This is a genomic window from Chloroflexus islandicus, assembly GCF_001650695.1.
Classification (GTDB): Bacteria; Chloroflexota; Chloroflexia; order Chloroflexales; family Chloroflexaceae; genus Chloroflexus; species Chloroflexus islandicus.
Window position 1 is genome coordinate 19,960 of sequence record NZ_LWQS01000051.1, and the last position, 21,202, is coordinate 41,161.

General features: G+C 59.3%; 19 protein-coding genes and 1 tRNA gene. 15 read left to right on the forward strand and 5 right to left on the reverse strand.

Features of this window, described 5'->3' with window-relative positions; translation table 11 throughout:
* Nucleotides 1-431: 431 nt before the first annotated feature.
* The 5 genes from A6A03_RS09655 to A6A03_RS09675 all read left to right on the forward strand — a co-directional run bounded on the left by A6A03_RS09655 (nt 432) and on the right by A6A03_RS09675 (nt 4,267).
* Nucleotides 432-1,052, forward strand: a complete 621-nt coding sequence (locus A6A03_RS09655; protein ID WP_066787091.1) for a class I SAM-dependent methyltransferase — start codon at nt 432-434, stop codon at nt 1,050-1,052.
* Complete coding sequence (locus A6A03_RS09660) at nt 1,030-1,668, forward strand: ribonuclease HII (RefSeq protein WP_066787095.1); 639 nt, start codon at nt 1,030-1,032, stop codon at nt 1,666-1,668. Before A6A03_RS09655 ends, A6A03_RS09660 begins: the two co-directional genes overlap by 23 nt.
* On the forward strand, nt 1,665-2,231 hold the full coding sequence (locus tag A6A03_RS09665) for a hypothetical protein (RefSeq protein ID WP_066787096.1): 567 nt from the start codon (nt 1,665-1,667) through the stop codon (nt 2,229-2,231). Before A6A03_RS09660 ends, A6A03_RS09665 begins: the two co-directional genes overlap by 4 nt.
* A gap of 22 nt (nt 2,232-2,253) precedes the next feature.
* On the forward strand, nt 2,254-2,742 hold the full coding sequence (locus A6A03_RS09670; RefSeq protein ID WP_066787098.1) for a hypothetical protein: 489 nt from the start codon (nt 2,254-2,256) through the stop codon (nt 2,740-2,742).
* Between the two features lie 274 nt (nt 2,743-3,016).
* On the forward strand, nt 3,017-4,267 hold the full coding sequence (locus A6A03_RS09675) for a hypothetical protein (RefSeq protein WP_066787100.1): 1,251 nt from the start codon (nt 3,017-3,019) through the stop codon (nt 4,265-4,267).
* 81 nt (nt 4,268-4,348) lie between these two features.
* Here the strand turns inward: A6A03_RS09675 and A6A03_RS09680 are convergent, their stop codons facing one another.
* Entirely contained in the window at nt 4,349-5,428 is a 1,080-nt protein-coding gene (locus A6A03_RS09680; protein ID WP_066787104.1) for a GAF domain-containing protein, read from the reverse strand.
* 105 nt (nt 5,429-5,533) lie between these two features.
* Complete coding sequence (locus tag A6A03_RS09685) at nt 5,534-8,014, reverse strand: ATP-dependent Clp protease ATP-binding subunit (protein WP_066787109.1); 2,481 nt, start codon at nt 8,012-8,014, stop codon at nt 5,534-5,536.
* Between the two features lie 135 nt (nt 8,015-8,149).
* Here A6A03_RS09685 and A6A03_RS09690 point away from each other — a divergent pair, with 135 nt between their 5' ends.
* From A6A03_RS09690 to A6A03_RS09735, 10 genes are all read left to right on the forward strand, one after another.
* A complete protein-coding gene (locus A6A03_RS09690; RefSeq protein WP_066787112.1) occupies nt 8,150-10,081 on the forward strand; it encodes a hypothetical protein in 1,932 nt (643 codons plus the stop codon).
* Nucleotides 10,082-10,353: 272 nt separating this feature from the next.
* Nucleotides 10,354-11,313, forward strand: a complete 960-nt coding sequence (locus A6A03_RS09695) for a cytochrome c biogenesis protein (protein ID WP_066787114.1) — start codon at nt 10,354-10,356, stop codon at nt 11,311-11,313.
* A gap of 2 nt (nt 11,314-11,315) precedes the next feature.
* Entirely contained in the window at nt 11,316-11,519 is a 204-nt protein-coding gene (locus A6A03_RS09700; RefSeq protein ID WP_066787115.1) for a CcmD family protein, read from the forward strand.
* Nucleotides 11,520-11,579: 60 nt separating this feature from the next.
* Entirely contained in the window at nt 11,580-11,999 is a 420-nt protein-coding gene (locus A6A03_RS09705; RefSeq protein WP_066787118.1) for a cytochrome c maturation protein CcmE domain-containing protein, read from the forward strand.
* 63 nt (nt 12,000-12,062) lie between these two features.
* Nucleotides 12,063-14,456 carry a cytochrome c biogenesis protein CcsA gene (gene ccsA, locus A6A03_RS09710; RefSeq protein WP_066787121.1) on the forward strand — a complete coding sequence of 798 codons (2,394 nt, stop codon included), beginning with the start codon at nt 12,063-12,065 and terminating at the stop codon, nt 14,454-14,456.
* 148 nt (nt 14,457-14,604) lie between these two features.
* Entirely contained in the window at nt 14,605-15,705 is a 1,101-nt protein-coding gene (locus tag A6A03_RS09715) for a J domain-containing protein (protein WP_066787125.1), read from the forward strand.
* 33 nt (nt 15,706-15,738) lie between these two features.
* Nucleotides 15,739-16,578 carry a redoxin domain-containing protein gene (locus tag A6A03_RS09720; RefSeq protein ID WP_066787128.1) on the forward strand — a complete coding sequence of 280 codons (840 nt, stop codon included), beginning with the start codon at nt 15,739-15,741 and terminating at the stop codon, nt 16,576-16,578.
* Between the two features lie 32 nt (nt 16,579-16,610).
* Entirely contained in the window at nt 16,611-17,294 is a 684-nt protein-coding gene (locus tag A6A03_RS09725) for a response regulator transcription factor (protein WP_066787195.1), read from the forward strand.
* A gap of 44 nt (nt 17,295-17,338) precedes the next feature.
* Nucleotides 17,339-17,414: transfer RNA gene (locus tag A6A03_RS09730), tRNA-Gly, on the forward strand.
* A gap of 224 nt (nt 17,415-17,638) precedes the next feature.
* Nucleotides 17,639-18,067, forward strand: a complete 429-nt coding sequence (locus tag A6A03_RS09735) for a GxxExxY protein (RefSeq protein ID WP_066787131.1) — start codon at nt 17,639-17,641, stop codon at nt 18,065-18,067.
* Between the two features lie 186 nt (nt 18,068-18,253).
* Here the strand turns inward: A6A03_RS09735 and A6A03_RS09740 are convergent, their stop codons facing one another.
* The 3 genes from A6A03_RS09740 to A6A03_RS09750 all read right to left on the reverse strand — a co-directional run bounded on the left by A6A03_RS09740 (nt 18,254) and on the right by A6A03_RS09750 (nt 21,201).
* Nucleotides 18,254-18,970, reverse strand: coding sequence for an ABC transporter ATP-binding protein (locus A6A03_RS09740; RefSeq protein WP_066787132.1), 717 nt, complete (start codon nt 18,968-18,970; stop codon nt 18,254-18,256).
* 98 nt (nt 18,971-19,068) lie between these two features.
* Nucleotides 19,069-19,848, reverse strand: coding sequence for an ABC transporter ATP-binding protein (locus tag A6A03_RS09745; RefSeq protein WP_066787134.1), 780 nt, complete (start codon nt 19,846-19,848; stop codon nt 19,069-19,071).
* A gap of 27 nt (nt 19,849-19,875) precedes the next feature.
* A complete protein-coding gene (locus A6A03_RS09750) occupies nt 19,876-21,201 on the reverse strand; it encodes a branched-chain amino acid ABC transporter permease (protein WP_066787137.1) in 1,326 nt (441 codons plus the stop codon).
* Nucleotide 21,202 lies beyond the last annotated feature (1 nt).

The following is a 21,202-nucleotide window of genomic DNA, read 5'->3' on the forward strand; positions in this document are numbered from 1 at the left end:
CCAGCGCAGCGCGGGGCCGCCCGACCGAAGCAATCTCCCACTTCAGCGGAGCGCATACCTGAGCGGGTATCTCTCGTGCGCGCGGGTTGAGGAACGGACCGAACAAGTGACCAAGTACAACCGGTGATCGCTGCGCAATGCCGTACAGACCCGTGCTGCGCTCCTCATCACCCCTCCCCCAGCGGGGGAGGGGCAAGGGGTGGGGGCATCAACCCGCACAGCGGGCTTCGTACCCCTTCCAGACCGATGTGCTGTCCGCCCTGCAACGGCAGACGGAAGGGGCGGCATAGCTTGCTCGCCCCGCCGTGCGGTTCCGAGATTATGGTATAACGATAGCAGCAGCCATCTCGCATGACCGGCAGCAGGGTGTATGGAGTGCGGCAGTTTCACTGCCGCCTGCTGAAACCTTGCAACGCCAGAGTACGCATCCTATGATCTCACTCTACCAGCGCCTCATCCGCTGGCTTTTCCAGCGTCTCTACCACGAATTCGCGTGGAGTTACGATCTGATCGCGTGGCTCGTATCGGGCGGCTACTGGCAACGCTGGGTGCTGGCCGCCCTGCCCGCGCTGCGTGGGCGTGTGTTGGAACTCGGCTGCGGGCCCGGCTACCTCCAGCGGGCCTTGGCGGCCCGGCCCGGCGTCGCCGGTCTCGACGCCTCACCCGCGATGCTGCGTCGCGCCGCGCGGTTCACCAACCGGCTCGTGCGCGCCGATGCCCGCCGCCTGCCGTTTGCCGATGCCAGTTTCGATACAGTCTGCGCCACCTTCCCCGCCGAATACATCCTTGATCCGGCGACCCACGCCGAAATCCGGCGGGTGCTAGCGCCCGACGGCCAATTGGTCATTGTTGATGGCGGGCGGCTGGAAGGAGGGTATGGGCGGTTGATTGATGTAATCTATCGCCTGATCTGGCTGGGGCGCAACCCGCGCGATCTGCCAGAGAGCATCACGTTTGGCGATGTTCGCCTGCGCGTGCAGCGCGTGACCATTGGTCACAGCAGTGTCCTTGTGCTGACTGGGAGGCCGCATGAGTCCGGATCTGAGCGTTGAACAGACCCTGCGTGCGCGCGGCTATCCGGCGCTGGCCGGGATTGACGAAGCCGGACGTGGCTGTTGGGCCGGGCCGGTAGTGGCTGCCGCGGTGGTGTTAGCGCCCATTGTCTACGAGCAGCCGCACCTCTTGGCGGCAGTCAACGACTCGAAGCAGTTAAGCGCCGTAGCCCGCGAACGCGCGTTTGCCACCGTCCAAACCTACGCCCAAGGCATCGGGGTCGGCATCGTGCCGGCCTTCCTCATCGACGCCTACGGCATTCTGCCCGCGACCCGCCTTGCGATGACGCAGGCCCTGCTCGCGTTGCCCTGCCCGGTTGATGCGCTGTTGATCGATGCCGAACACCTCCCCGGTATTCGCCTGCCCCAAGAATCGTTGGTGCGTGGCGATGCCCGTTCGCTCTCGATTGCCGCCGCCTCGATCATCGCCAAAGTCACCCGCGACCGGCTGATGCACACCGCTGATCACTGTTACCCGGCTTATGGCTTTGCCGTGCATAAAGGGTACGGCACTGCCGCGCATCGCCGCGCCTTGGCGCACCACGGCCCGTCACCCATCCATCGCTATACCTTCCAGCCGGTGATCGAGGCGCTTGAGCACTTGGAACCTGCATGAATCTTCGTGAACATCTCTTGTACTCGAGCATGCTGGCTGCCGGCTTGTACCCGCGCCAACCGGTCGCCGCCGCGCTCCTGATCGCCGGCGGCGTGCTGATCGATCTCGATCATCTCGCGCTGTACGTCTGCCGCACTGGTGATTGGAGCATCAGCGGCGCATTGGTGTACAACCGCTATCGCAACCGGCTGCCTCGTCACGGTGACAACCGGCCGCGCTATGGCTCGCTCCGCTCGTGGTTGCACCGGCCCCTCCTCGTCTTGCCCCCGCTGTGGATGCTGGCCCAGCGTTACCCGCAGCTCCGCCCGTTCGCGCTTGGCATCACCTTCCATCTCTTGCTTGATCACCTCCCCCTGCCCTTGATCTGGGCCGCCTACCTGCGCGCTGGCGGGCATTGCGGGCACTGCGGCAGCCGGCAACCGCTGGAAGTCTACCGCCGGCCACGCCTCCCCGATCGCCGCATGCACTGGATCGCGCTCTGCCGGCGGTGCGCAACCAAGAGAATGTGGTACACTGATCATAACACGCATGCTACCACCACTTCCGCGCTGCCCAACGATTGAATAAACCGGAAGGAGTGCATAGATGGATCCGGATGACGAGCTAACCCCGGAAGATCCGCTCACTGAACTGAGCCGGCTGGCGAGTGAAGCCATCGACGGCCAATCGAAGGGCGCTACCTCAGCCGAGCGTCGCCGGCGTTGCGATCGGGTGCTCGAACTTGAAGCGCAAGGTTTCATCACCGACGATCGCGCCTGCTTCCTCGCCGGTTTAGTCATGATCTGCGGCGAATCGGTGGCCGATTTTCACCACGCCCACCGGTTTGCCCGCCGCGCCACCGAATTGGGTGACGAACGCGCATGGACATTACGCGCAATGGCGTGGGATCGGTTGTTGATCGAATTGGGCCGGCCACAACACTTCGGCACCCAGATCATCCGCATGGGAGGACGCTGGTCGCTAGGTGAAGTCAACCCGCGTGTGACTGATTGGGAACGGGCGTTGTTCGGCGTGCCGCCGCTGTATGTGCAATTGCAGCGGGTCGAAGAATTGCAACGCTCTGAACAAGGGTGAAGGCAGGATGGCGGCGGGGCGATGGCAACCATTGCCCCGCCAGTTTACTATCGTTCGTGTTCGCTGATACCTCTAACCCCACTATCGTCTTTCCGGTTGCTTTTCTAGCAATCTGCCCGCATTCCTCGCCTGCATTGGGCAAGCTCTTTCTAAGGATACATCCTCTGTAACTATTGCGTAATCTATGCAGATTGTTCGTTAAACGCAATCCGGCGTACAGTTTCATTGTCCTATCAGGCATGTCTCAGGTTCAAAATAAGACAGGGGGGACACGATGAGACGCCTTTCGTTGCGTTCGCTGTTCGCTGTCGGTTTCGGCACGGCCCTCGCCCTTGTGCTGGCCTTGTTCACCTACGGCGCTGCTGCATCACGCGCCACCGTCGAGATCTTTACGCCGCAGGGGCAAGCCCAATGCGCAGCCACCGGCGCACCGGCGCCGGCTATCTTCCAAACCCAAACCTTGCTCGCTCGTTTCGACTACTACCGTGTGCTTGAACCGCCATTTGGGCCGGAACCCATCGAGGTTGACATCACCTTCCCTGATGGGCGCATTTTTACGGTCAGTGCCGCCCAATTTCTCGATGGTGTAATCGACATGCCCACGAACGTGCAATTCGCCCGCTTCACCAACAACGCCGGCCAACTCTCGCTCAACATTACCATTCCGGGCACATGGCCCTACGGTTGTTATCGCCTTACCGGGCGCGGGCTAAGTGTGGGTGGCGCTCACACAGCCTCGGCCTTCTTCGTCGTCATTCCCGGCGGACGACCCGGCCCGACCGGCAACGCCACCCTGCGGACAACCTTGAACGGGCAAGAGACGAATGTCCTTCAGCAAGGACAAATTCTTGAGGTCGACGGGCGCAATTTCTTGGGTGGCGAGTTGGTCTCGTTTTGGCTGACCGCCCCCGATGGCACCGTCATTAACTTCCCGCCCGGCCAGCAGGTCGTGCAAGCGACGCCAAGCGGAGCGGTATCAACATCGTTTCAGTTTGAGGGGAAGAATCCGGTGGGGCGCTACACCGTAACGGCGCTCGGCAATACCAGCGGCTTTCGCGTCTTTGCCCACTTCGAGCTCAAGTCGCGGCCTGTCACCCAACGCGGCCCGGCCCGGCTTGCGGTCGTGGTGCCATTTGGTGCCGAAGCGCCACAACGCTCGATCTTCTACGCCAACGGCGATCTCTTCTTCCCCGGCGAGCGGGTGGATCTATGGCTGACCATGCCCGATGGCTCGGTGCGCGGCTTTCCCTCAACCTTTGCCGATCCGGTGGCCGGCCAGTTTTTGGTTGAGCTCTTCCTCGATGAGCGGCTGCCGGTCGGATTCTACCAGTTGACGGCGCAGGGAGCGGTTAGCCAACAATTGGTCATTGCCACGTTTACCTTAACCCAAACCGCCGACACGATCGCCAATCCGCAACCAGTGCCGCAAATCGGCCTCGATAACAACCCCGTGACGCCGCCCAATCTCAGCTTCATCGATCCCAACCCAGCGGACATCAACGAGTACGGTAATCCTGACGAATAACCGTTAGCGGGCGTAGGGGCATAGCGTTGCTATGCCCCTACGCCCGCGTCGCTATGCCCCTACGCCCGCAGTACGATGCCGCTACGATGCCGGCGGTATCGCCATATTGAGGGAAAGGAGCTGTTGCACGTCACGCAAGCGAGCCAGTTGCATTTCGAGCTGGTCAAACGCTTGGGCATCACCAGCGCGGGCAGCGACCAACGCAGCGCTCATCCGCGCTTCAATGTCGTTGAGGAGTTTGGCGCTCTGCTTGCGGCGCGTTTCGAGATCAGCCGCATAAATCGCCAGCGAGATATGGCAAGCCACCAATTCTAACAAGTTAAGATGGGAGCTATCGAACTGGCGGCTCTGGGTCGTGGTCACAGTTAATGCGCCGAGCAAGCGCGGCCCCCACCGCAACGGAGCCGCCATCGCGCACCGCGTCGGCGCATCATACTCACGCATCCGCAACGAGAGCCAACGCCGGTCAGCATCGGTTTCATCAATAATCAATGGCTGCCCTTCGCGCAGGACAAAACCGGCAAAGCCGTGCTCGCGCACTTCGCGCGCGCGCTCAGGCGTAGCAACATGGCCGTTGCTCAACAACAACATCGGTGCGGCGCTGTTATCGAGCGGGAGCAAGAGCAATGATGCCCGTTCGCCTCCCACCATTGCTGGCACCTGTGTCGCTAATTGCAAACCCAAATGGAGCGGATCGGTCGTGGCGCTAGTCACCATGCGGCCAAACTGTAGCAACTGATCGAGCGTGTCGGCATGGGCGCGGGCTTGGTTGAGATACTGGTCAAGCTGGCCTTGCAACGACGATTGCTCAAGCACAACGCCGACAATCTGGCCCAACGCCGTCAACAACTCACGATCATCACTATCAAACGGCGGCGTCGATCGGGTGACTTCAATCCGCCCCACCACTCGCCGGCCAATCATGATCGGGCCAACCAACATGGTCGGCGCGTGTGCTTGCAAACTGCCAGTTCCGGCGGGAACAATAATTTCAACTTTATCGGCCAGCAACCACTCACCGCACAGATCGCGCAACATCGGCAACGGGTCAGATTGGCGCGCAGCAGCAAAAAAAGCGCCTACCGTCATTAAGGCATTGCGCAGACGGGCAGCCCGGCGCTGGGCGGCAATCAACTGAGTAGCAACATCGGATGCGGTCACAACCACTCCTGATCAGCGACACGAGACGCCTATCACTCTTGAGTCTTGATCATACCACGATGCCGGGCTGGGCAAGATGACAAACCCGGCATCGTAGATTACAGTTCAGGCATCAAGCGGTTCGGCGGGGCGGCGCTCTGCCATGGTCAGGATGCTGCCGCGGTGAAACACGAGCTGGCCATGCTCAACATCCACCTCGATCTGATCACCAGCGGCAAACGTTCCGCGTAGCAGCTCGCGCGAAATCGGCGTCTCGAGCAGGCGCTGAATGGTGCGGCGCAACGGGCGCGCGCCAAAGACCGGGTTGTAGCCTTCGTTGACGAGATACTCTTTGGCCGCCTGCGTTAACGTCAAGCCGATATTCTGTTCGCGCAGCCGGTTAACCAATTCGCTGATCTGCAATTCGACGATCTTGGTCAAATCTTCCATCGAGAGCGGATGGAAGAGAATAATCTCGTCGATCCGGTTGAGAAATTCGGGCCGGAAGGTCTGCTTAAGCGCCTCATCAACCTTCTTGCGCGCCTCGCGCAGATCGAACGCTTTTTGCGCCTTGCCGCCCACATTAAAGCCGATCCCGCCGCCTTGCAGATGCTCGGTGCCGGCATTGCTGGTCATGATGATGATCGTATTGCGGAAATCGACCGTGCGGCCTTGGCCATCGGTCAGCCGGCCATCGTCAAGCACTTGCAGCAAGGCGTTGAAGACATCGCGGTGCGCCTTCTCGATTTCGTCGAAGAGCACGACCTGATACGGACGGCGGCGAATGCTCTCGGTCAACTGGCCGCCTTCGTCATAGCCGACATAGCCGGGTGGCGCGCCGATCAAGCGACTGACGGTGTGCTTCTCTTGATACTCGCTCATATCGACCCGCGTCATCGCCTCTTCGCTGTCGAACATAAACTCGGCGAGCGCGCGGGCTAGCTCCGTTTTGCCCACGCCGGTTGGGCCGACGAAGAGGAACGAGCCGATCGGACGGCGCGGATCGCGCAGGCCGGAACGCGCGCGGCGAATAGCGTCGCTCAAGGCGACAATCGCCTCGTGCTGGCCGATCACCCGCTCGTGCAGCCGTTCTTCCATGTGGATTAGCTTTTCACGCTCGGTTTCGAGCATGCGGCTGACCGGCACCCCCGTCCAACTGGCAACGATCTGCGCGACATCTTCATCATCCACCACTTCATCGAGATTGTTGCGCGCCAGCCACTCGTTGCGCTCAGTCTCAAATTCCGCTTGCAGGGCCAAATAGCGCGCGCGCAGCATCGCCGCCCGTTCGTAGTCGCGGCGGGCCCCGGCTTCTTCCTCTTCGGCTTGCAGCCGCTTCAGCTCCTCTTCCTTCGCTTTCAGCTCAGGCGGCATCGAGAAGATGTCAATCCGCAGCTTGGCGCTGGCTTCGTCAATCAGGTCAATCGCTTTGTCAGGCAAAAACCGGTCGTTGATATAGCGGCTCGACAGTTGCACCGCCGCCCGCAACGCCTCATCGCTGATCGTCAGTTGATGGTGCTCTTCGTAGCGCTTGCGCAGGCCGCGCAGCATCTCAACTGTCGTCTCCGGGTCAGGCTCTTCGACAAACACCGGCGAGAAGCGCCGTTCGAGCGCCGCATCCTTCTCGATATGCTTGCGATATTCGTCAATCGTCGTCGCCCCAATTACCTGAATCTCGCCGCGCGAGAGAGCGGGCTTGAGCATATTCGAGGCGTCGATGCTGCCGGTAGCGGCGCCAGCGCCAACAACCGTGTGCAGCTCATCAATGAAAAGGATGATGCGGCCCTTCGCGTTGCGCACCTCATCCATCACTGCCTTCAACCGCTCTTCAAACTCGCCGCGGAACTTCGAGCCGGCCACCATCCCGGCCAGATCGAGCGCCAGCAGTTTGCGATCGACCAACGTCGGCGGCACGTCGCCACGAGCAATGCGTTGGGCCAACCCCTCGACAATCGCCGTCTTGCCGACGCCGGTTTCGCCAACCAAGACCGGATTATTCTTAGTGCGGCGCGATAGAATGCGAATGACGCGGGTAATCTCGGCCTCGCGGCCAATCACCGGATCGAGCTTATCTTCACGGGCGAGCTCAGTCAGATCGGTGCTATACTTAGTCAGAATTTCATAGCGGCTCTCAGCCGAGGGGTCATCGCTGCGCTGGCTGCCGCGAATCTCCATCAACACTTGATAGATCCGCTCCTGATCAATATGATAGCTCTGCAAAATCCGCGCTGAAGGGCCATCGCGCTCGCTCGCCAAGCCGATAAGTAAGTGGTCGAGGCCGACATACTGATCGCCTAGCCGGTTGGCTTCTTCCTCAGCGCGCTTGACCAACCGCTGCGTGCGCGGCGTAATGAAGACTTGACCACCGATGCCATGCGAATTCAACATCTTCGGGAGCTTCTCCAGCTCGCGCTCGATGCGCCGTTCCACCTCTTGCGGATCAACGTTCAAGCGCGCCAGCGCCCGCGTTGCCAGACCATCGCGCTGGCGGAGCATCGCCAAAAAGAGATGCTCGACATCGAGCTGCGAATGCTGGTGATCCTGCATAATCTCTTGGGCAATATGGAAGGCGCTCTGCGCCTTTTCAGTAAATCGCTCCAGTCTCATTGCTATCCCTCGTGCGTGTCTGCCGCAGGGCAGATGGGCAGATCACAAGATTGACCTGCTTTGGTAGTATAGCACAGCAAGTCGTTGAAAACAGGCTGAGTCTATTGGATTTGTGTTATCGTGCAGGGAGCATGTATGGGTAATCAACTGGCCAAACTGCGGCCTGATCTGTTCGTCGCGCTCGGCCTCGCCATAGTAGGCATCGTCTGCGCTGGTCTCGCCAGCCTGATTCCACCGGCGGGACGGCTCGATATTGGCACCACCTATGCCCAACCCTATATCACCGGCTTTCACAGTCTGGAACGTAACCAGTACTTTTCCTATTCGTTCACCAAAGCCAAAGCAAGTGTCTCATTCCCCGGCATCGGCTCAAACTGGACGACCATCGTCTTCCGGGCTAACGGCTACCGGCCCGAAGGCGCGCCACCGGCTGAACTGACCATCACTACCGATGAGCTAACGCCGGTACGGATCACGTTACGGAGTCATCCGGCGCGCTATTACTTGCTCGTGCCGCCGGGTGATGATGACCTTACGCTGCACCTGACCAGCTCAACCTTCTCGACCACCGCCGATCCGCGCCAACTAGGGGTCGCTATCGACTGGATCGAAGCGCATCAGCTAGAATATGGCTGGCCTTTCTGGCAAGCGATTCATTTCGCGCTCATAGGTGCGCTGGGCTATTGGCTGGCGCGCCGGGTGGCAGTCCAACCGTTGCCGGCAGCCATCCTCGTCGCCACGGCACTGGTCACATTAGGGAGTTTGTTGGCAGCTCACCGGATCTGGTGGGCCATGTTTACGCCGATGCTCTGGGGGTTGCTGGCAGGATTGCACCTCGCGCTCGGGCCGTTGCGTGCTTTTACCCGCTTCGCCTTTGCTCGCGGCGGCGAAACCTTGCCGCAACCCTACGAAACATGGCTCTGGCGGATTGTGCTGCTGGCGGCGTTGATCAAGATCGGCGGCGTGATCTACCCGCAAACCATTGTCTACGACGAACGCTGGCACGTGCCGCGCACCCAGATGGTGCTCGATGGCCGGTTTATTGAATTGGTCGTGCCCAGCCGGGTCACCCTGCTCGGCGATACGGTCGGCTTCGAGGGCGGTCATTTTCCCTATTCGCCATTGTGGTACCTCATTACTGCCCCCTTTGGTCTGGTGGGGATTGATCTGGGATTGGCCTCGAATGTGCTGAATACGGCGCTCGATGTCTCGCGTAGCCTGCTCATCGCCTATATTGCCCTCCGCCTGTTTGGCAGGCCGGAAATTGCCGTGGCCGCAGCAGGTTGCTACCATCTGCTCTTGATGCCCTACTTCTTAATCTCGTGGGGCAATTGGCCAACCCAACTGGGCTTGTGGGGCGCATTAGTCCTGATTGCGGCAGTGCTGGCTTCCTACGATCACCCCACTGATCGGCGCGCGCTCTGGGGGGTGGCGGCAGCAGCGACGCTTGCGATGCTCACCTACACCGTCGTCGGCATTATGGCGTTTACGATGATGGGCATCTATGCCCTCATCGAGCTGATCCGGCGCGAGAACCACGCCATGCAACGCGGCAGGCTGGCCCTGCTCGGAATGGTCATTGCCGAAGCGGCAGCATTCTTCATCTACCATATCTGGTATGTGCCAGTCATCGTGGCCGAAACCTTGCCGGTCATCGGCTCGGCCTTGGCGCGGCGGGCCAGCCGGGCCGAGGCGCTGCCCTTGCCGACCCCCGCGATTGATGGCGCATTTATGCTTAACCACCTTACATGGGTTGGCATCGCGCTGATCGTGGGTGGTGCCGTGCTGGCATGGTTGGCGGCGCGGCGGGGGCATAGCTTGTTCATCGCTTGGTGGGCGATCTTGATCCTTTACTCGCTGGTCAACTGGACAATCGCCGACATGATTCTCAAACATGTCTTCTTTATGCTGCCGCTCGCCGCGATCTGCATGGCGCTAGCGCTAGATTGGCTGTGGAAACAGGGGATCATTGGCCGCGCGGTGGCCGGCTTGTCAGTCCTCTACTTGGCGCTGAGCGTGGCGGCGCGCTGGTACCATTTCATCATGGAGAAGCGACATATTGTGTAATCAGCCGCCGTGCCCAACCGGTATGATCAGCATAGCATTGCGATCTTATCGCGTGCGGATCAGGCGCCGTCATGACACGCACCAATCATGATACAATGGTTAAGGCTTACTATATTATGATCGCTTGAGGCTGGTTCAAGCGACGCATCACCGGCTGCCGGCGAACCGGCAAACAATCTGTTGCCAATATTCCTTGCTTTTAAAGCAACAACGTTGTATGATGCGTCAAAGATGTATCGTTTGCAACCCTATGGGCTAGAAGGCAGGTTGCCATGATGCAACGGCTCGCGCAAGCGGCAAAGATCGGCATAGGCGTATGGATGGCCGGCGTGATCATTGCTACCTTTCTGATTGTGCCGCAGTATGAAGGGCTAGGCGAAGCCGGGCGAATTGTGATTGTGCATGTGCCGACGGCGTGGGTCAGTGTCGTTGCCTTTACGATCTCGGCGATCTTTAGCGGATTGTACCTCTGGCGGCGACGCGAGCGGGACGATCATATCGCGGTGGCAGCGGCTGAAGCTGGCTTGCTCTTCACCATTCTCGCCACCGTCACTGGTATGATCTTCTCGCAGGTGGCATGGGGCATCTTCTGGAATTGGGATCCGCGCCAGACTTCGATCTTCGTGCTCTTGTTGATCTACGCTGCCCTGTTTGCGCTGCGCGCCGCGATCGATGATGTTGACCGGCGGCGGCAACTCAGCGCCGTCTACTCGCTCTTCGCCTTTGTCACGATGCCGTTCCTCTTCTTCGTCGCGCCGCGCATCGCCGATAGCACGCTGCACCCTAACTGCGCCTTCATCCAAGGCAGCAACTGCGATGGCGTGGTGCTTGAGGTGGGCAAAGTCGGGCTGATCGGCGACCAAAAGGTGCAATTGCTCGGTCTTGAGCGGCAAGGCAATCTGATTGTCGCCGAAGTGAAGGTGAGCACGCCGGGCTTGCAGCAAGAGGCCATCCTGTATCCGAGCCTCGACCTCGTCGATGGCGGGATGGCAGCGCGGCCTGAGTTCCCCGGTTCGCGGTTCCAATTGGGCCTTGAGGAATACGATGAGGCAACTGGCGCGGTGCGGCTCAATATGGAAGCGCCGGGCACCCAACTCCTCGAAAACCGGCGGACGCTGTACACCTTCCTTGCCGCGAACCTTGGCTTTACCGCACTCTTCTTCTGGATGTTGCAAGTGCGTTCACTGGTGTTGAATGTGCAGTGGGCAGTAGCGCAACGCGGGAGGGCATAACTATGGATAACGCAGCTATTTTGGTGGCAACCGCTGCCGTGTTGTCAGTCTGGATTGCGATCTTTATTTACTTGTGGCGGATCGATGCCGCTGCGCGCGCGTTGCGCCGTGAATTGGAACGTGAGCGCGAACACAACGATGCCTCAACGCCTTCCGCAACCGTCAACCGGGTGCGCGAGGCCGGCGAGCCGGTCGAGCGCCGGTAACCTGTAGGGTTAGCGCACCGCAGCCCAGACCTAGGATGTACATGTAGTAAAGGTGATCGTATGGCAGTCGCAACTACTCCAGTTCGCCGCGGTTTGACCATCAAGCCGCTGCACATTGTCGGCCTCGGCATCATCATGTTGGCTGTTGTCTACGGCTTTTTCGGCTTCCAAGACGGGTTCCGCGCCTATACCACCAGCGTTGATGAGGCGATGCGCAGCACGCGCAGCGTGCAACTGGCCGGCTTCCTCGGCAGCACCGGCGAGATGGATGCCCAAGGCCGGTTTACCTTTATGCTGCAAGATGAAAACGGCAAGCTGATTAAGGTCATCTCTGATGATCCGCGCCCGGCGAATTTCGAGCAGGCGATTAGCATCGTAGCGATTGGGCGCTACGATCAGGCCGAGCAGGCCTTTATGGCCGATGACCTGCTCGTCAAGTGCCCGTCGAAATATCAAGAGATGAATCAAGCGAAGCCATAAGCGCCAGCCGGCCAGCACCACTGGATACTCGGTCGGAGACAACGACCGCTGGAAAGAGTTGCTATGTATCTCTTCGGTACGTTTTTGCTCATGGCCAGCCTTGGCATGACCTTGCTGGCAACGATTGGCTATGGCCTCGTGCTGCGCGGGCAGCGAGCTGCGCTCAGTTATGCCCGGTTTGGCGTGTACGCCGCGCTGGCCGGCGTGCTGATGTCGTGGACGCTGCTGATTACGGTGTTTATTGCCCGCCGCTTCGATCTCGATTACGTGTACAACTATAGTTCACGTGATCTGGAGTTCTTCTTTACGATTGCCGCCAGTTGGGCCGGGCAGCCGGGCAGCTTTATGATCTGGCTGCTCTGGGGGGCGATCGCGAGCGTGTTGCTGGTGCGCCGCACCAAGCACTTTGAGCCGTATGTGCTGCTGGTGGTGATGGCTATTCAAGCGGCGCTAATCGGGTTCGTGCTGGTGCTCAACCCGTTCCAGCCTCTGGTTGATCCTTCGACCGGCGCCGCACTCACCCCCACTGATGGGCGCGGCCTCAACCCGCTGCTGCACAATTTCTGGATGATTATCCATCCGCCGATCCTGTTTGTCGGTTATGCGCTGGCCATGATCCCCTTTGCCTTTGCGCTGGCGGCTCTGTGGCGGCGCGATTACGATACGTGGGTGAAGCGCGCCTTACCGTGGACGCTTTCGGCATGGGCGTTTTTGGGCTTGGCCCTGCTGCTCGGCGGCTATTGGGCCTACGAGACGCTCGGTTGGGGCGGCTATTGGGGCTGGGATCCGGTCGAAAACTCGTCGCTGGTGCCGTGGCTGATTCTGACGGCGCTGATCCATGGGATGCTGGTGCAACGCACCCACGGCGGCTTGCGTAAGACCAATCTGATCTTGGGTGTCGCCACCTATATTACCGTCTTCTACGCTACCTTCATGACCCGCAGCGGCGTGTACGCCAACTTTTCGGTGCATTCGTTTATCGCTGAGGGGATTTTTGAAGGGTTGGTCGGCTTTCAGATCGCCTTGCTTGCGGTTGCGGTCATCTCGCTCATTATGCGCTGGAACGATATTCCTGCCCGTCCGCTGAGCGAGAAGTTCTTCTCACGCGACAGCTTCTTCGTGCTGGCGATCATCACGATTGTCATGACCGCGCTGGTGGTGGGGATCGGCACGTCGATGCCGGTCATCTCGGCTATTCCCGGCGTCGGCCATACCTTGCAAGAGTGGATGGGGCGCTACTTCGAGCTCGATGACGGCACCCTCATGAACCCGCAAGCCCAGCCGTTTGAAGATGGCCGCTTCTCGCTAGCGCCGAGCTTCTACCAGCGCACCGTGCCGCCGCTCGGCGTGGTGGCGATTGTGCTCTTGATCATCGGCCCCTTGTTGGGCTGGCGTGACGCGAACCTGAGCCATTTGCTGCGCGCCTTGCGCTGGCCAGCGGCCTTGGCCGTGATTGCCGCCATTGTCGCGATTATCATTGACGTGCGCGATGTGCTGTCGCTGGCCTACGTCGCCGGCGGCGCCTTCGCCTTCGGCACCAATTTGCTGATGCTAGCACGCACGCTCCGCGGCGGCTGGCTGCGGATTGGCGGCTACCTCGCTCACCTTGGCTTTACCGTGATGGCGCTCGGTATGGTCGCTTCCTCGGCCTACGCCACCCCCGATACCCGCCTGACCCTTGCCCCCGGCGAGTCGGCCCGCCTGTTCGGCTATGAGTTTATCTTCAACGGCTACCAACTCGACGACCAGCAGCGCGGCGTGCTCGATCTGACCGTCAGCGATGGCTCGCGCACCTTCTCGGCCCAACCCTACCTCTATTACAATCAGCGGATGGGCGCTACCATGCAGACGCCCTCGATCCACAGCTATCTCTGGCACGATCTCTATATTTCGCCGGCCGGCTACGATCCTGAGCGTGACCCGGCCCGCCCGGTGCTCGGCGTTGATCAGAGCGTGCAGATGGGGCCCTATACACTGACCTTCCGCGGCTTTAATATTGACCGCGATGCCATGATGCGTGGCGAAGCCAAGGTTGGCGCAAAAGTGGAGGTCATCTACGAGGGACAAACAATTGAGGTTGAGCCACGGATCGAGGTGGTGGTCAACCCTGCCACCAACGAGAGCGAGCTGCAATTTATCCCGGTGACGCTCCCCGGCGGCCATACCCTCCATCTGCGCGAACTTGACCCCACCAACCGCATGGTGTTGCTGGAAGGCAGCGGCCCCGGTCTCGATAACTTGCCGGTCGTGCCAGCCAAAGCAGTGATTGCCGTGAGCGTCAAACCACTCGTGGTCTTGGTGTGGGTAGGCGTCATTCTGATGGTTATCGGCGGCGCCATCGCGCTGGTGCGGCGCTACCTTGAGGGTAGCCTAGCCTTGGCGGGGGTGCGCGTGCGCCTGCCCAAGGCGTTGCCCGAATTGGCGGCGCAATTGGGCTGGCGCGGGATTGGACGTTAACCAAGTGCCATCGGGACACGTATGATGACAGCTGGCCTTGCGGTCATGACGCCGTTCTGGACAGTCAATAGCGAGCGATGATTATGGGACGGTCGCGGTTGGTGGTCAGCCTGATTGGCTGCCGATCGCGGCCGTTGTTGTGAGAGCGATGGCTGATTACTACGAGCTTTTGCAAGTTCACCCCAAAGCTGATGCTGAAGCGATTCGGGCGGCATACGAACGCTTACGCGAACGTTACGCACCCGAACGGCTCGAAGGCGCGGCTGATGAGTTAGTGGAACTCGCGCGGCGGCGGCGCGACGAGATCGAACGCGCCTATAGCGTCTTGAGCGATCCGCAGCGCCGGGCCGAGTATGACCGGCAGTTGCACGAAACGCTGCGGCCAGCGCCGCCAGCGGCTGGCGCCAAAGCTGCGGCGCCACCGCCGCCAGCCGATGATGACGAGCTGATCGATTTTCGCCCGCTGCCGCCGGCGCGCCGGCAAGAGCGACCGCCGGATTTTAATCCGCAACCATACCTGAGCGCGCAGTCACGGCGAGACGCGCCACGCCGCGGGCGGACAGCAACGCAAGCCCAACCGGTCTGGCTCCTGCCATCGCTGATCGTAGCCGCTGCAACGTTTAGTATTGTGCTTGGCACGCTGATCAGTACAATGGTGGTAGCACCGGCAGCTAACGCACCCACTGCCCCCACCGCCACCATCGTGCCACCCACGCCGACCTTGCGCGAAGTCTTGACCCAATTCGATGGGCAGGTGATTGCAGCGCAACAGGTGGTCGCGCAAGTGCCTGATAATCCTAATGCGTGGATTAACCTCGGCAATGCGCTGTTTGACAGCGTCGTCTACGTGCGGGAGCAACTCGCAACTGGCGATGCCGAAACGCAGCGCATCTATCAAGAGCGGCTGCCGCGCTGGCTTGAGGCAGTCGATGCCTACCGCAAGGCGCTGGAATTGCAACCGGGCAATGATGTCGTGCGGGCCGATATTGCCGCCAGCCTCTGCTACTACGGCCTTGATACCGGCAATCCGCAACGCGCCCAAGAGGGGTTGGCCGAGGCCGAACAAGCGTTGCGCGCTGCGCCGCAAGATGCGCGCGTCTTGCTCTCGCACGGCATCTGCTTGATCGCCGTTGACCCGCCCCAAACCGAGCGCGCCCTGCAACAATGGCGGCTGGTGTTGTCGATTCCGGGGGTCAATCCGGGTTTACAGTTGCAAGCGCAAATATTAATCAACGAACACAGTCAATAAGACAACTAAACACATCACTAAGGATATGTTACAATGGCAGAGATGAACGGGCTCCATTATTATCGTCTGCTGGGGATCAACCCAGACGCCGATCAAGCAGCGATTGCGGCTGCTTACGAACAGCAACGGCAGCGGTACACGCCCGATCGCCTCGCCGAGCTTGACGATGAATTGCAAGCGGTTGCGCGCAACCGGTTGGCCGAACTCGAACGCGCCTATCAGGTGCTGAGCGACCCCGAACGCCGGCGACAGTACGATATTAGCCAAGGGTTGATCAAGCCGGCGCAACCGCCGGCGCGGCGTAGCCTCAGCCAGCGCGAAGCCATCAACGCCTTCATCTTTGCCTTTCTGGCGGTGGGTCTGGTAGCTGCTGTCTGGATGTTCACCAACCGCGACACCATCAGCGGTCAGGCAATGGGTGAGGTCAACCGTCCGGCGCCCAACTTTACGGCGCCGGAGTTGCGCGGCGGTACGATCGAACTGGCCCAGTATCGCGGTAAAGTGGTCTTAGTCAATTTCTGGGGCACATGGTGCGAACCATGCAAACGCGAACTGCCCGCTTTGCAACAGGCCTACGAGCAGTTTGCCGACCAAGGGTTGATGGTCATCGGCGTGAATCTGACCGATGATGAGCGCGTGCAAGGCCAAACCATCGAAGGAGTAGCGGCATTTTTAGCCCAATACGGTGTGACCTATCCGATCGCGCTTGATGTTGATGGCAAGATCACCGAAGCCTATCGAGTGTTTCCCTTGCCGACCAGCTTCTTCATCACGGCTGATGGCCAGATCCGCTACGTACATATCGGTGAACTCACCTTTACCGATATTGCCGCCCGCTTTACTGAACTCCGGCCAGCCGGCGGCAGCCAATAACAATGGGCACAATTGACATCGGGGTAATCGCTATGGAGCAGCAGCAAACGATATTGGTTGTCGATGATGACAACGGCTTGCAAGAATTGGTGCGCGTCCGGCTCGAGCAAGAAGGCTACCGGGTTCTGCAAACGATCAGCGGTCTCGAAGCGATCACAATGGTGCGCCAACAACGGCCCGACCTCATGATCCTCGATATTATGCTGCCCGATCTTGATGGCTTGACCGTCTGCCAGCGGGTGCGCGAGTTTGCTACTACGCCGATCCTGATGCTGACCGCGAAAACAATGCCCCAAGACATCATTACCGGCCTTGATCAAGGAGCCGACGATTATCTGACCAAGCCATTCAACTACGATGAATTGCTGGCCCGGATACGAGCGCTGCTCCGGCGCGTGCCGCCGGTTAATCGCCTGCTCACCGCCGGCAACGGCGTGCTGAGCATTGATCAGCGCAAGCGCGAGGTGCGGGTGCGCGGCGAGTTGATCGATCTGACCCCGACCGAGTATCAGTTGTTGCAAGTGCTCGCCGAACAAGTCGGCACCGTCGTGACGCACGAGCAGCTTTTGCGCGCTGTGTGGGGCAACGAACAGGCACGCGACAACGATTACCTCAAAGTCTATATTTGGCATTTACGACGCAAAATCGAGCTTGATCCGCGCCAGCCGCAACTCTTGTTGACCGAATGGGGTGTAGGGTATCGCCTCGTTCCCTGATTGACAGCTAGCCGCGAGCGTGCTATACTATCACTCGCAATCAAGCGGGAGTAACTCAGTTGGTAGAGTGTGTGCTTCCCAAGCACAATGTCGCGGGTTCGAGTCCCGTCTCCCGCTCCACTTCAATCCCCTGACCAATTGGTCAGGGGATGTTCTTTTGATCACTCCGCACCACTCCATCCTCTGCTAACTCAGCGGCTCGCTCGCCGCATGAAAACTGCCCACAACTTCCGCGTTACCATCGCCCTTTTCGCGCAGTATTCATAGTAGAGACGACTCAATGGAAGCCAGCGCAACGGCAGCCAGCAACCACACGAAGCACAGCGGCAGAGGAGCACAACGGTATGTCACAATGCATCGACGATCAACTTGGCGGTTTAACCTACGCTATTATCGGCATAGCAATGGCAGTGCATAACGAGGTTGACCCCGGCCACCGCGAAGCCGTTTACCATCGGGCGATGCACCAACAATTGTGCATGCGCGGGTTCGCATCTGAGTACGAACCCCGCCTGCCAGTCATGGATCAGCACGGGAACCTTGTCACCGTGTACCGGCCCGATCACCGCGTTGAACACGTGCTACTCGTGGAATACAAAGCGCACTTCTACCCCTTGACCAATGACGAGATCGCGCAATGCCTGAAATACTTCGCCGCCTCAGACTGCAACGTATGTCTCCTGTTTAACTTTGGCCGGCACAGACTCGAATGGAAACGCCTGTTTCCTCCCCAAAAGATCTTGCAACACCGTCATCGCCGGCCAAGATCATAACCTTTGTGCCGCTCATCTCCTCACAACAAAAGATGACCATGCACAGCTCACTGTGCATGGCCATCCATCATTTATTCGTTTATTCGTTATCCTATTCGTTGTCCTATTCGTTTATTCGTTATCCTATTCGTTATCCTATTCGTTGTCCTATTCGTTTATTCGTTATCCTATTCGTTGTCCGTTGTCCTATTCTAACCCCAAATACGCTTTCTGCACCATTTCGTTATCGCGCAGATTGGCAGCAGTATCTTCAAGCACAATTTCGCCGCTCTGCAACACATACCCGCGATGCGCGATCGAGAGCGCCTGCAACGCATTCTGCTCCACCAACAGCACAGTGGTGCCCTGCTGATTAATCGTCTGGATAATCTCGAAAATCTGCTCAACCAGCACCGGCGCCAACCCCATCGACGGTTCGTCAAGCAGCAACACCTGCGGACGGGTCATCAAGGCGCGACCAATGGCCAGCATTTGCTGTTCACCACCTGACAACGTACCGCCTTTTTGGCTGACCCGTTCGCGCAAGCGGGGAAACAGCGTCAGCACCCGGTCAAGATCAGCCTGATACTCTGGACTGCGCGTATTGTAGAGAAATGCCCCCATCTCAAGATTTTCCAGCACCGTTAGGCGGGGGAAAATCCGGCGCCCTTCCGGCGACTGGGCAATCCCCAATTTCACAATTTCATGGGGCGGCAAGGTGTCAATGCGCTTCCCATTAAACAATACCTGCCCTTGGCGCGGTTTAAGCAAGCCGGAAATCGTGCGCAAGGTTGTGCTCTTGCCGGCGCCATTTGAGCCGATCAGGGTGACGATCTCGCCTTTTTCGACCGTCATCGAGATGCCCTTAAGGGCATGGATCTTGCCGTAATAGGTATGAACGTTCTGCAATTCAAGCAGGGCCATGCATATCCTCAATCTTCCGTCGCAGCCATTTTACTGTATGACTGCGGCATGACAACCGCAACGATATACCGATCCAGATCAATTGCTGACCCTCATCCTTATGCCGCTTGGCCAGCAGCACCCTTGCCAAGGTACGCTTCGATCACGCGCGGATTGGTGCGGATCGCCTGTACATCGCCTTCGGCGATCTTGCTGCCATAATCGAGCACCGAAATCCGTTCGGAAATCGACATGACCAGCCGCATATCGTGCTCGATCAAGATAACCGTAATCCCACGCTCATCACGCAAGCGCCGGATCAATTGCGTCGCTTCGGCAGTTTCGTGCGGATTCATGCCGGCAGTCGGTTCGTCGAGCAAGATAATCTTCGGATCGCCGGCCATTGCGCGGGCAATCTCCAGCCGGCGCTGATCGCCGTACGGCAGATTCTTGGCCAATTCATCGCGCTTATCGGCAATACCGACAAAGCTGAGCAATTCGAGCGCCTTGTTCCGCGCCTTCGCCTCTTCGCGCACCATCGTCCGGCCACGGAAGATAATGCTCCAGATCGACGCATGCAAATGGACATGCATCCCGATCAACACATTTTCCAGCACCGTCATATTGCCGAAGAGGCGAATATTCTGGAACGTGCGCCGCATGCCGAGGGCCGCAATCTGATCCGATCGCCAACCGGTAATATCCTGCCCGGCAAAGACCACCCGACCTTTGTCGGGCTTATAAATACCGGTCAACACGTTAAAGAAGGTCGTCTTACCGGCGCCATTGGGGCCAATCACGCTCACAATACTGCCCGGTTCGACCGTAAACGTCACATCATTCACGGCCACAAGGCCGCCGAAAATCTTAGTGATATTTGTAGCTTCGAGAAGCGCCATGCGTCATCTCCCTGAATCGGCGCCGGTTTATTTGGCGGCCTTATCCGCTTCCAGCTCTTCATCGGCGATCTCAACCTCGTGCTGTTCTTCGCGCCGGCGCTCATCAGGCCACAACCCTTCTGGGCGGAAAATCATCATGACCACCAGCAGCAAACCGAACAGCAGGCGTTGATACTGGGTCGGATCAAACTGGCGCGGAATCGGCGCGCCGGCCGCTTGCGCTTCGCGCAACACGGCGGCAATGCGCGGCAAGATTTGCAAATCGAGCATGGTCACGATAATCGCGCCCAACATCGCGCCGGGGATCGACCCCATCCCGCCGAGGATCACCATGGCCAAAATATTGATCGAGCGCAACAAGTCGAAGGTCGGCGGGTTGATAAAGAGCTGCTTAGAGGCAAACACCACCCCCATCACCCCGGCGAACGACGCGCCGATCGCAAAGGCCATTAATTTCATCCGCACCCGCGGAATACCTTGGGCAACCGCCGCCACCTCATCTTCGCGGATCGCCTCCCATGCGCGGCCAATCCGGGAATGCTTGAGCCGAGCCACGACGATTACCGTCAGCAGCACAATTATCAGCACCAAATAATAGAAGAAGAGCTGGTACAACCGGTTATCATCGGCCACAATCCCCAGATTGCGAATTTGGTCAACGATGATCAGCGGGGGACGTTCGATCGCACGGATACCCTGCGATCCATTCGTGATGTTGATCGGGCGGTCGAGGTTATTCGCCACCACCCGGATCACCTCGCCGAAACCGAGCGTCACGATCGCTAGATAGTCGCCGCGCAAGCGCAACACCGGCAACCCAAGCAACACACCGGTAATCAGACCTAGAATGAGACCGATGATGAGGAAGGGGTAGAACATCACTGGATCAACCGGGCCCCACGCCGGATTAATCTCAGAGATCTGGGGAGTGCTAAAGATACCCCACGCATACGCACCGACCGCGAAGAAGGCCACATAGCCAAGGTCGAGCAGGCCGGCAAAACCCACCACCACATTCAACCCCAAAGCCAGCGCGGTAAAGATGCCCGCCTGCGTCGCAACATCGATGTAAAACGGGTTCAGGGTGCCAAAGTAGGGCAATACCACGCCGAGCGCAACCACCCCCAAGACCACCTTGAACCAACCCGCCACCCGCGAGCGGTAGGCAACCAACATCGACAGCATAAAGAGCACAAAGACGATGTCGGTGCTCAACTCGGTGCGGGGATTGGTCAAGAGCAACACCGAACAGGCCAGCACATAGAGGGCCAAAAACCCATACGCCGCCGGCCCGCTGCTCAGAGGCGCAGTCACCCGTTGCCAGAGGCTTTGCGACGAAGTGCTCGTAGTCATA

What these genes read in the sequence shown, in the direction of transcription:
- A6A03_RS09655 (WP_066787091.1), top strand. Translation starts at nt 432, where the DNA reads ATGATCTCACTCTACCAGCGCCTCATCCGCTGGCTTTTCCAGCGTCTC.
- A6A03_RS09660 (WP_066787095.1), top strand. Translation starts at nt 1,030, where the DNA reads ATGAGTCCGGATCTGAGCGTTGAACAGACCCTGCGTGCGCGCGGCTAT.
- A6A03_RS09665 (WP_066787096.1), top strand. Translation starts at nt 1,665, where the DNA reads ATGAATCTTCGTGAACATCTCTTGTACTCGAGCATGCTGGCTGCCGGC.
- A6A03_RS09670 (WP_066787098.1), top strand. Translation starts at nt 2,254, where the DNA reads ATGGATCCGGATGACGAGCTAACCCCGGAAGATCCGCTCACTGAACTG.
- A6A03_RS09675 (WP_066787100.1), top strand. Translation starts at nt 3,017, where the DNA reads ATGAGACGCCTTTCGTTGCGTTCGCTGTTCGCTGTCGGTTTCGGCACG.
- A6A03_RS09685 (WP_066787109.1), bottom strand. Translation starts at nt 8,014, where the DNA reads ATGAGACTGGAGCGATTTACTGAAAAGGCGCAGAGCGCCTTCCATATT.
- A6A03_RS09690 (WP_066787112.1), top strand. Translation starts at nt 8,150, where the DNA reads ATGGGTAATCAACTGGCCAAACTGCGGCCTGATCTGTTCGTCGCGCTC.
- A6A03_RS09695 (WP_066787114.1), top strand. Translation starts at nt 10,354, where the DNA reads ATGATGCAACGGCTCGCGCAAGCGGCAAAGATCGGCATAGGCGTATGG.
- A6A03_RS09700 (WP_066787115.1), top strand. Translation starts at nt 11,316, where the DNA reads ATGGATAACGCAGCTATTTTGGTGGCAACCGCTGCCGTGTTGTCAGTC.
- A6A03_RS09705 (WP_066787118.1), top strand. Translation starts at nt 11,580, where the DNA reads ATGGCAGTCGCAACTACTCCAGTTCGCCGCGGTTTGACCATCAAGCCG.
- ccsA (WP_066787121.1), top strand. Translation starts at nt 12,063, where the DNA reads ATGTATCTCTTCGGTACGTTTTTGCTCATGGCCAGCCTTGGCATGACC.
- A6A03_RS09715 (WP_066787125.1), top strand. Translation starts at nt 14,605, where the DNA reads ATGGCTGATTACTACGAGCTTTTGCAAGTTCACCCCAAAGCTGATGCT.
- A6A03_RS09720 (WP_066787128.1), top strand. Translation starts at nt 15,739, where the DNA reads ATGGCAGAGATGAACGGGCTCCATTATTATCGTCTGCTGGGGATCAAC.
- A6A03_RS09725 (WP_066787195.1), top strand. Translation starts at nt 16,611, where the DNA reads ATGGAGCAGCAGCAAACGATATTGGTTGTCGATGATGACAACGGCTTG.
- A6A03_RS09735 (WP_066787131.1), top strand. Translation starts at nt 17,639, where the DNA reads ATGTCACAATGCATCGACGATCAACTTGGCGGTTTAACCTACGCTATT.
- A6A03_RS09740 (WP_066787132.1), bottom strand. Translation starts at nt 18,970, where the DNA reads ATGGCCCTGCTTGAATTGCAGAACGTTCATACCTATTACGGCAAGATC.
- A6A03_RS09745 (WP_066787134.1), bottom strand. Translation starts at nt 19,848, where the DNA reads ATGGCGCTTCTCGAAGCTACAAATATCACTAAGATTTTCGGCGGCCTT.
- A6A03_RS09750 (WP_066787137.1), bottom strand. Translation starts at nt 21,201, where the DNA reads ATGACTACGAGCACTTCGTCGCAAAGCCTCTGGCAACGGGTGACTGCG.